Origin of the sequence: Streptomyces sp. NPDC006368 (genome assembly GCF_040612535.1) — a bacterium.
In the GTDB taxonomy this organism is placed as follows: Bacteria; Actinomycetota; Actinomycetes; order Streptomycetales; family Streptomycetaceae; genus Streptomyces.
Window position 1 is genome coordinate 1 of record NZ_JBEXQK010000077.1, and the last position, 9,113, is coordinate 9,113.

Annotated in this window: 6 protein-coding genes; 4 read left to right on the forward strand and 2 right to left on the reverse strand. The window is 72.9% G+C overall.

What is annotated here, in order from left to right; all coding sequences use genetic code 11:
* Positions 1-4,242: beta-ketoacyl synthase N-terminal-like domain-containing protein (locus ABZZ38_RS29795; RefSeq protein WP_356745557.1), on the reverse strand; the 4,242-nt coding region annotated here is incomplete at its 3' end.
* 250 nt (positions 4,243-4,492) lie between these two features.
* Between ABZZ38_RS29795 and ABZZ38_RS29800 the strand changes: the two genes are divergently transcribed.
* The 3 genes from ABZZ38_RS29800 to ABZZ38_RS29810 all read left to right on the forward strand — a co-directional run bounded on the left by ABZZ38_RS29800 (position 4,493) and on the right by ABZZ38_RS29810 (position 6,921).
* Positions 4,493-4,870: a nuclear transport factor 2 family protein gene (locus tag ABZZ38_RS29800; RefSeq protein ID WP_356745559.1), complete on the forward strand. Its 378-nt coding sequence runs from the start codon at positions 4,493-4,495 to the stop codon at positions 4,868-4,870.
* 86 nt (positions 4,871-4,956) lie between these two features.
* Positions 4,957-6,405: an FAD-dependent oxidoreductase gene (locus ABZZ38_RS29805; protein WP_356745561.1), complete on the forward strand. Its 1,449-nt coding sequence runs from the start codon at positions 4,957-4,959 to the stop codon at positions 6,403-6,405.
* Between the two features lie 87 nt (positions 6,406-6,492).
* A complete protein-coding gene (locus ABZZ38_RS29810) occupies positions 6,493-6,921 on the forward strand; it encodes a nuclear transport factor 2 family protein (RefSeq protein ID WP_356745563.1) in 429 nt (142 codons plus the stop codon).
* A gap of 80 nt (positions 6,922-7,001) precedes the next feature.
* On the opposite strand, the gene ABZZ38_RS29815 is transcribed toward ABZZ38_RS29810, so the two are convergent.
* On the reverse strand, positions 7,002-7,580 hold the full coding sequence (locus ABZZ38_RS29815) for a maleylpyruvate isomerase N-terminal domain-containing protein (RefSeq protein ID WP_356745565.1): 579 nt from the start codon (positions 7,578-7,580) through the stop codon (positions 7,002-7,004).
* A 284-nt stretch (positions 7,581-7,864) separates the two neighbouring features.
* Here ABZZ38_RS29815 and ABZZ38_RS29820 point away from each other — a divergent pair, with 284 nt between their 5' ends.
* A complete protein-coding gene (locus ABZZ38_RS29820) occupies positions 7,865-9,040 on the forward strand; it encodes an acyl-CoA dehydrogenase family protein (RefSeq protein WP_356745567.1) in 1,176 nt (391 codons plus the stop codon).
* Positions 9,041-9,113: the final 73 nt, after the last annotated feature.

Below are 9,113 nucleotides of genomic sequence, written 5' to 3' on the forward strand. Positions count from 1 at the left end.
TTCGTCGACGTGCAGGGTTCTGGGCAGGACACCGTGGCGCATGGCCTGCACCATCTTGATGACACCGCCGACACCGGCGGCGGCCTGGGCGTGCCCGATGTTGGACTTCAGCGACCCGAGCAGCAGGGGCTGCTCGCGGTCCTGCCCGTACGTGGCGAGAAGGGACTCGGCCTCGATCGGGTCGCCGAGCCGCGTACCCGTGCCGTGGGCCTCGACGGCGTCCACGTCGGCCGGGGCGAGTCCGGCGTCGGTCAGGGCCTGGCGGATGACCCGCTCCTGGGAGGGGCCGTTGGGGGCGGTCAGGCCGTTGCTGGCGCCGTCCTGGTTGACCGCGCTGCCGCGGATGACCGCGAGGACCCGGTGGCCGTTGCGGCGGGCGTCGGACAGCCGCTCGACGACGAGGAGGCCGACTCCTTCCGCCCATGAGGTGCCGTCGGCCGAGGCGGCGAACGACTTGGAGCGCCCGTCCGCGGCCAGACCGCGCTGCCGGGAGAACTCCACGAACATGCCGGGCGTCGACATCACCGTCGCGCCGCCCGCGATGGCCAGCGTGGTCTCGCCGGAGCGCAGCGACCGTATCGCCATGTGCAGGGCGACCAGGGACGAGGAGCAGGCCGTGTCGATGGTGACGGCCGGGCCGATCAGGCCCAGCTGGTAGGCGATGCGGCCGGACAGCACGCTCGGCGTGGTGCCGGTCAGGAGGTGGCCCTCGACGCTGTCCGGGGCCTCGTGCATCCGGGGCCCGTAGTCGAGGGTGGTGGCGCCGACGAACACCCCGGTGCGGGTGCCCTTGAGGGCGTCGGCGTCCAGACCGGCCCGCTCGACGGCCTCCCAGGCGGTCTCCAGCAGCAGCCGCTGCTGCGGGTCCATGGCGAGGGCCTCGCGGGGCGAGATGCCGAAGAAGCCGTTGTCGAACAGGGCGGCGTCATGGAGGAACCCGCCCTCGCGGACCGCGCTGCGGCCGCTGCTGCCGGGGTCGCTGTCGTAGAGGCCGGGGTCCCAGCCGCGGTCGCCGGGGAAGCCGGAGATGGCGTCGGTGCCCTCGGCCACCAGTCGCCACAGGTCCTCGGGCGAGGCGACCCCGCCCGGGTAGCGGCACGCCATGCCGACGATCGCGATCGGGTCGTCCGCGTCGGCGGCGGGGGCGAGCTCCTCACCGGCGGTGTCCGGGCCGGCGAGCAGGGTGTTGAGGTGCGCGATCAGACCGGCGGGCGTGGGGTGGTCGAACAGCAGGCCGCTGGGCAGCCGCAGACCGGTGGCGGCGGACAGCCCGTTGCGCAGCTCCACCGACATCAGGGAGTCGAAGCCCAGGTCCCTGAAGGTGGCGTGCGGCTCGACGCGCCGCCCCTCGGCGTACTCCAGGACGGCGGAGATCCGGTCCAGGACGACGGCGGTGACGTCGCCGCCGCCCGCGAGCGACCGCCCACCGGACCCCTTCGGCCCGGTGGCCGGCTCCGCGACCACGTCGGCGGCCGGCAGCGGCGCGGCCTCACGCGCCGTGCCCCCGATCCAGTACCGCTCGCGCTGGAAGGCGTACGTGGGCAGCGGCACGCGGCGACCGCCCGTACCGGCGTGCACGGCGGCCCAGTCCACCGCGGTGCCGCGCGCGAACGCGGCGGCGAGCGCCCCGAGCAGGGTCCGCGGTTCGGGCCGGCCCGCGCGCAGCGAGGCCAGGGGCGCCGTGGTGTCCGTGTCCGCGACACAGTCCGCCGCCATGGCGGCGCAGACCCCGTCGGGGCCCAGCTCCAGGAGCGTCGTGGCGCCCGCGGCCTCCAGGGTGCGCACGGCGTCCAGGAACCGCACCGGGCGGCGCACCTGCTCCACCCAGTAGTCGGGCGACGTCCACTCGCCCGGTCCGACGGGCTCGCCGGTCACGGTGGAGACGGCGGCGATACGCGGCTCGTGGAAGGTCAGCCCCTCCACGACCCGGCGGAAGTCGTCCAGCATCGGTTCCATCAGCGGCGAGTGGAAGGCGTGCGAGACCGTCAACCGCCGCGCCTTGCGCCCCTGTTCGGCGAGCAGCCCGGCGACCCGGGTCACCGCATCCTCGGCGCCGGACAGCACGACCGAGCGCGGCCCGTTGACGGCGGCGACCGCCACCTCGTCCCCGGCCCCGGCGAGCAGCGGCAGCACCTCCTCCTCGGCGGCCCGGACGGCGACCATGGCGCCCCCGGCCGGCAGCGCCTGCATCAGCCGGCCACGGGCCGCGACGAGCCGCGCGGCGTCGGCCAGGGAGAACACCCCGGCGACGTGGGCGGCGGCGATCTCACCGATGGAGTGGCCGGCGACCCGGTCGGCGGCCACTCCCCAGGAGGCGACCAGGCGGTGCAGGGCGACCTCGACGGCGAACAGCGCGGGCTGCGTGAAGCCCGTCTCGTCCAGGCCCTCACCCGACTCGACGACCTCGCTCAGCGGCCGGTCCAGCAGCGGGTCGAGATGACCGCACACCTCGTCGAACGCCTCGGCGAACACCGGGAAGGCCCGGTACAGCTCACGGCCCATGCCGGCGCGCTGCGCGCCCTGACCGGTGAACAGCAGCGCCGTTCCCCCGGGGCGGGCCGTCCCGGTGACGACGCTCGGCCGGGCGGCGCCCTCCGCCACCGCGGCCAGCCCGTCGAGCATGCCGTCCCGGTCGTCGGCGAGGACGACCGCGCGGTGCTCGAAGACGGTACGGGTCGCGGCCAGCGACCATCCGGCGTCCACCGCGCCGGGCGCGTCGGCGGAGGCCAGGGCCTCCCGCAGCCGCGCGGCCTGGGCGCGCAGGGCGTCACCGCCACGGGCGGAGACCACCCACGGCAGAAGGCCACCGGACGCGGCGCCCGCACTCCCGGCACCCGCACCCTCGGCACGGGCACCCTCGGCACCGGACGCGGCGCCCTCCGCCAGAGCGCCCGCCACCGGTATCCGCGGCGCGAGGGGGCTCTCGCCCAGCACCACGTGGGCGTTGGTGCCGCCCATGCCGAAGGACGACACCCCGGCGACGAGCGGCTCACCGGGCGCCGGCCAGTCGGTCAGCTCCCGCTGGACCTCCAGACCGAGCTCCGCGAGCGGGATCGCCGGATTGGGCGTCTCGAAGTTGAGGCTGGGCGGAAGCCGCCGGTGGCCGAGCGCCAGCACCGCCTTGAGGAGGCCCACGATGCCCGCGGCGCCCTCCAGGTGGCCGACGTTGGTCTTGGCGGAGCCGACGCGCAGCGGCCGGCCCCCGGGGCGGGCGGCGCCGAGCACCGTGCCCAGCGCGGCGGCCTCGATGGGGTCGCCGACCGGGGTGCCGGTGCCGTGCAGCTCGACGTACTGCACCGAGGCGGGGTCGACGCCGGCCTTCTCGTACGCCTCGCGCAGCACGCGCTCCTGCGAAGCACGGCCGGGGACGGTCAGGCCGGGGGTCGCCCCGTCGTTGTTGACGGCGCTGCCGTGGATGACGCCGAGGATCGGGTCGCCGTCGGCGAGCGCCGCGGCGAGCGGCTTGAGGACGACGGCGGCGCCGCCCTCACCGCGTACGAAGCCGTTGGCGCGGGCGTCGAAGGTGTACGTGGTGCCGTCCGGGGACAGGCCGCCGAACCGCTCCTCGGTGACGGCCCCTTCGGCGAGGATGTTGAGGTTGACGCCCGCGACGATCGCCGCCTCGGACTCCCCGGCACGCAGCGACTCGCAGGCCAGGTGCACGGCGACCAGCGAGGACGACTGGGCGGAGTCCACCGTCATGCTCGGCCCCTGCAGGCCCAGGTGGTAGGAGACCCGGTTGGCGATGACACCGCGGTTGACGCCGGCCATCGTGTGCTGGGTGACCGCCCGGGAGCCGTGCTGGTAGAGGAGCGCGGCGTAGTCGTCGCGCAGGGTGCCGACGAAGACGGCGGTACGGCTGCCGCGCAGCGCGGCGGGCACGATGCCGGCGTGCTCCAGGGCCTCCCAGGCCAGTTCCATGACGAGCCGCTGCTGCGGGTCCATGGTGACGGCCTCACGCGGGGCGATGCCGAAGAAGGCGGCGTCGAAGGTGTCGACGCGGTCGAGGAACCCGCCGCGCCGCATGCCCGGCACGGTGTCCTCGGGCGCGGCCTCCCCGGTCGCGGAACGCCAACGCCCTTCGGGCACGGCGGTGATGGCGTCGGAGCCGGTGCGCAGCAGCTCCCAGAACGCCTCGGGGCTCGCGGCCCCCGGGAGACGGCAGGACAGTCCGACGACCGCGATCGCCTCGTCCTGGTCGCTGTGCGCCAGGGATGTCCGGGAGTGGTGCTGATTCGTCATCGCGCTCGACTGCCCTTTCCGGCCGAATTACCCAAGACCCTGAGTATGTGGGCGAACGTATGTGTCGATCGTAGGCAGGCGTTTCGCTCCACGGCCCAGCGCGCGGCCTCCAACCGGTAATTTCCGCCCCGAATTGAACGAGACCGCGTCATTACCGGGGGATGGGCGGAGTGATGAACACCGCCGAATAGCGTCCGCAGTGGAAAAGGGCAGACACCCCGGACAACGAGAAGGCAGGTCGACTGTTCCCATGTCGCAGCTGAACGAGAGCCTGAAAAAGCACACCGCGCAATATGTCGAGGCGTTCAACGCCGGGGACTTCGACGCGGTCGACGGTTTTTACACGGAAGAGGCCGTGGCCGTCTGGGAGCCGGGCAAGCCGCTGACCGGCCAGGCCCGCCGGGACTACCAGCGGGAGTTCCTGGCCCTCCGCCCGAAGATGACCGCGACCCCGCGGCAGAGCTTCGTCACCGCCGACACCGCGCTCATGATCGTCGACTGGGTCATCGAGACCGTCGACGAGAAGGGCGAGTCCGAGCGCCTGGAGGGCGTCGGCGTCGACGTCCTGCGGCTGGGCGAGGACGGCATCTGGCGCTACGCGGTCGACGACCCGTACGGCCAGGACTGAGCCCTCCCCACGGTCGCCCCGCCGGCCGGCGCGCCCCCACCGCGCACCTCACCGCCACCCGACCGAGCCGGAGATCGACAGCGCACATGAATGACACACACGAGTCCCTCCCCGAGGCGGAGCCGCGTCGCCGGCCGTCGCGCCGCGCCCTGCTCAAGGCGGCCGGCGCCACGGCGCTCGTCGCCGCCCCCGTCCTGCTCCCCACCGCGGCCCACGCCGCCGCCCCTGTCGATGAGGACGGGGAGGAAGCGGCGTACGACGTCATCGTCATCGGCGCCGGCTACGCGGGCGTCACCGCCGCGCGGGAACTGCGGGCCAAGGGTAAGCGGGTCCTGATACTGGAGGCCCGGGGCCGTATCGGCGGCCGCACCTGGACCAGCACGTTCGCGGGCCACCAGGTGGAGATGGGCGGCACCTGGGTGGAGTCGACCCAGCCGCACATCGGTGCCGAACTGCGGCGGTACGGGATCGCCCTGGAGGAGGAGCACCCGGTGGACCGGGTCCTCCTGCCGACGCCCACCGGACCGAAGGCGTTCACGCCGGACGACGGGTTCGGGCGCATCGGAGCCGTGCTGGAGCGGCTGTTCGAGGGGTCCCAGCAGTACTTCGAGAAGCCGTTCCAGCCGCTGTACCGGGCCGACCTGCTCCAGAGCCTGGACAAACTCACGCTGCGCGACCGGCTCACCCAGCTCGGCCTGACGGCCGAGGAGGAACTGCTGATCAACGGTCAGACGGCGGTGTACTCGGGCGGCTCCAGCACCCAGGGCGCCCTCACCATGCTGGCGCACTGGTGGTCCCTCGCCGGCTGGAACAACGCGGGCTGGAACGACACCCAGCGCTACCGCATGACCGTCGGTACGGCGGGGCTGCTGACCGCCATGATCAACGAGTCCAGGCCCACGGTGCGCCTGAACTCCCCGGTCGCCTCGGTGACCGACAACGGGACCCGGGTGTACGTGACGCTGCGCTCGGGCGTCCGGTACAACGCGGCCAAGGTGATCGTGGCCACGCCCGTCAACGTCTGGCCCACGATCAAGTTCTCACCCGCCCTGCCCGCCGCGCACACCGCGGCGGCGACCCAGGGCATCGCGGTGCCCAACGCGCTCAAGATCTGGATCCACGCCCGCAACGGCGCGGGCAAGTTCTACGGACAGGGCGCCGAGGGCCAGTCCCCCATCCCGATGATGATGCCGTTCAAGGAGACGTCGGAGGGCCTGGTGTACGTGGCCTTCTCCACCGACCCGAACCTGAACCCCACCGACAAGGTCCAGGTCGCCGCGGCGGTACGGAAACTCGGCGCCGAGCTCGACATCATCTCGCTTCAGGCCCACGACTGGGGCCGGGACCCGTACGCGCGCGGAGGCTGGGCCTTCCGCAAGCCGCGGCAGCTCACCACCCTGTACCCGTCGGTCCTGGAACCCAGCGGGCAGGTCGTCTTCGCCAGCGGCGACCTCGCCAACGGCTGGTCCGGCTTCCTCGACGGAGCCGTCGAGTCCGGACTGCGGGCCGCGCAGCAGGCCCTCGGCGCGATGTAGCACCGGGCCCGGCACGACACCCACGCTCCACGCCCACGCCCCACACCCATCCCAGTCACGATCACAGAGAGGCGGGCCGGTTTCACCATGGCCTACAACTTCAGCGTCGACTTCGACCCCGCCAACCCCGACCTGACCGACGACACCGAGACCCAGAACGAGATCTTCCTCCAGGCGTTCAACACGGGTGACGGTGCGATCTTCGACAGCCTGTACCGCGAGGACTCCATATCGAACTTCTCCGGCGAGCCGCTCACCGGCGAGGCCCGCCTGGCGTTCTTCAAGGACTTCCTGTCGAGGAAGCCCTCGCTCAAGGCGGCCGTCACCCACTCCTACGTGGCGGGTGACGTGGCGCTCATCGGCGTCGAGTACAGCATCGACACCACCGGCCCGGACGGCGAGCCGCTCCACCTGGAGGGCGTCTGCACGGACGTCCTGCGGCGCGGCGACGACGGCCGCTGGCTGATGTCCATCGACCGCCCGGTGGCGGCGAAGGGCCTCGTGGCGGCCGAGTAGGGCCGCCCGGTGGCACGCAAGGAGCCCCCGGGGTTCTCCCCGGGGGCTCTTCGCACGCGTACCGGCGGCTCGTCGCCGCGTCAGCGGACGTCGCCGTACCAGCGCCACTCGGTTTGCCGGGGCAGGCCCGGCAGGGCGATCCGGCCGGTACACCACAGCAGCGTGTCCGAGGGCCGGTGGCCGCTCGGCGCCTGAGGGAACAACCGCTCGACGACCGGTGCGCTCAGCTCGTCGGAGAGCGTGGCCTCGATCCCGAAGCCGGCGGCGATGTCACGGCTGTGGACGAGCAGTTCGAGGACGCCCATCGCGCCGAAACCCGCGGGGTCGCCGGTACCCCAGGGGTGCCAGGCGCGGACGTCGGGGCCGGACTCGCGGATGGTCCGGGCGAGCAGGGTGGCGCCGGCGTGGATGGTCTCGGCGATCTCCTCCGCCGACGCGTTCGGGTCGACCGACGTCCGCAGCGCGATGTACCGGTCGGTGGGCTGCGCGACCAGCAGCGCCGCGTACCCGTAGATCGCCTGGGAGAGGTGGGAGACCGTCTCGAGACTGCTCCACGTCAGCTCTCCCGCGGGCCGGTTCCAATCGCCCGCGCATTTCTCCAGCAGAGCCGCGCTGTCGTCCGCGGCGGTGGAAACGAGGTCATGCCAAGAGATACTCATTCCCACCATGCTGCCAGCCCCGCCCAGCCCGGTCCGCCGGATTCCGGCCCTCCGCCAATGCACCGGTAACCGCCGGGTAATTCCCCGGTAACCGGTCGGCCCCGATCCGTCAACGGCCCGGGAAGGGGGAGGGAACCGCGAGTGCATCGAAGGGGAAATCCCAGGGGCATCGCCGGGGAATCGGGGGCGATTACCGCGACAAGACCGAGGGTTTCCCGGGTCGGGAATTGCACGCCCTAGCGTGGGGTGCACAGCCCTGATCATGTGCGACGAGGAGAATACCCATGGCCACGGAAGAAGAACTCGCGTCCGTCCTGGAAGCGGTGCGCGACGCCGCACCGGTCCTGCGCGCCAACGGGCGGGAGAGCGAGGAGCGGCGCTGGATCGTCGAGGAGAACATCCGGCTCCTGGAGAAGGCCGGCGTCTTCCGCGCCGCGGTCCCCAGGAAGTACGGCGGCCTCGACCTCGACGTGGCGCAGCAGGCGCGGGTCATCTCCGAGGTCGCCCGCGCCTGCCCGTCCACCGGCTGGCTCACCATGGTGTGGCTGACCAGCACCTGGGCGGGGACCCTGTACCCCGACCGGGCCCAGGACGAGATGTTCACCGGCGGCTCCACCCGGGTGTCGATCGTCTTCGCGCCCACCGGCACGCTGAAGCCGGTCGACGGCGGCTACCGCCTCGACGGCACCTGGCGGTTCAACTCCGGCGTGCGCGGCGCCGACTGGGACCTGCTGGCCGCCATGGTCGAGCTCCCGGACGGGACCCACCAGGAGCTCGTGGCGCTGGTGCCGACGAGCGAGCTGACCGTCTCCGACGACTGGCACGTCTCGTCCGGTGCCGGCACCGGCAGCTCCACGGTCTCGGCCACGGACCTGTTCGTGCCCGTCCACCGGACCGTCTCCCTGGAGGAGGCGATGGTCAGCGGCACCGGCCTGCGCTCCAACACCGGTGCGACGGGCCGCAACTACGGCCTGCTCGGGTACGTCCTGTCCGGCGTCGCGGCGGCGCTCACCGGCATCGGGCGCGGCGCGTACGACCTGTTCCTGGAGCGCGTGCCGGGCCGTGGCATCACGTACACGGACTGGACCGACCAGCGGGAACACCCGGTCACCCAGCAGCAGGTGGCGATCGCCGCCAACAAGATCGACGCCGCCGAGGCGCTCGCGGCCCGCTGGCACGAGGTCCTCCAGAAGGCGGCGGACGCCGGCGAGCAGCCCACCGACGAGGAGAAGGCCGTCATCCGCGGCCGGACCGCCTACGCCGGGCAGCTGTCCAAGGAGGCCGTCGAGCTGCTCTACGCCGCGAGCGGCGGCTCGGTGATCCGCACCGATGTAGACCTGCAGCGCTTCCACCGCGACATCCAGGGCTTCTCGCTGCACGCCCTGGTCCAGCTCGGCGCCAACCTGGAGGTCCAGGGGCGGGTCCTGATGGGCATGGAGCCCGGTACGTACTTCCTGTGACCCCGCCGTCCCGTACCCCCGGGAGGCACCCGCGGAACGCACCGGTGGCCCGGACCGATTCCTGATCGGTCCG

Bases quoted from the DNA above. Each gene is read 5' to 3' on its own strand.
- ABZZ38_RS29815 (WP_356745565.1), bottom strand. From the start codon at position 7,580: ATGAGTATCTCTTGGCATGACCTCGTTTCCACCGCCGCGGACGACAGC.
- ABZZ38_RS29820 (WP_356745567.1), top strand. From the start codon at position 7,865: ATGGCCACGGAAGAAGAACTCGCGTCCGTCCTGGAAGCGGTGCGCGAC.
- ABZZ38_RS29805 (WP_356745561.1), top strand. From the start codon at position 4,957: ATGAATGACACACACGAGTCCCTCCCCGAGGCGGAGCCGCGTCGCCGG.
- ABZZ38_RS29810 (WP_356745563.1), top strand. From the start codon at position 6,493: ATGGCCTACAACTTCAGCGTCGACTTCGACCCCGCCAACCCCGACCTG.
- ABZZ38_RS29800 (WP_356745559.1), top strand. From the start codon at position 4,493: ATGTCGCAGCTGAACGAGAGCCTGAAAAAGCACACCGCGCAATATGTC.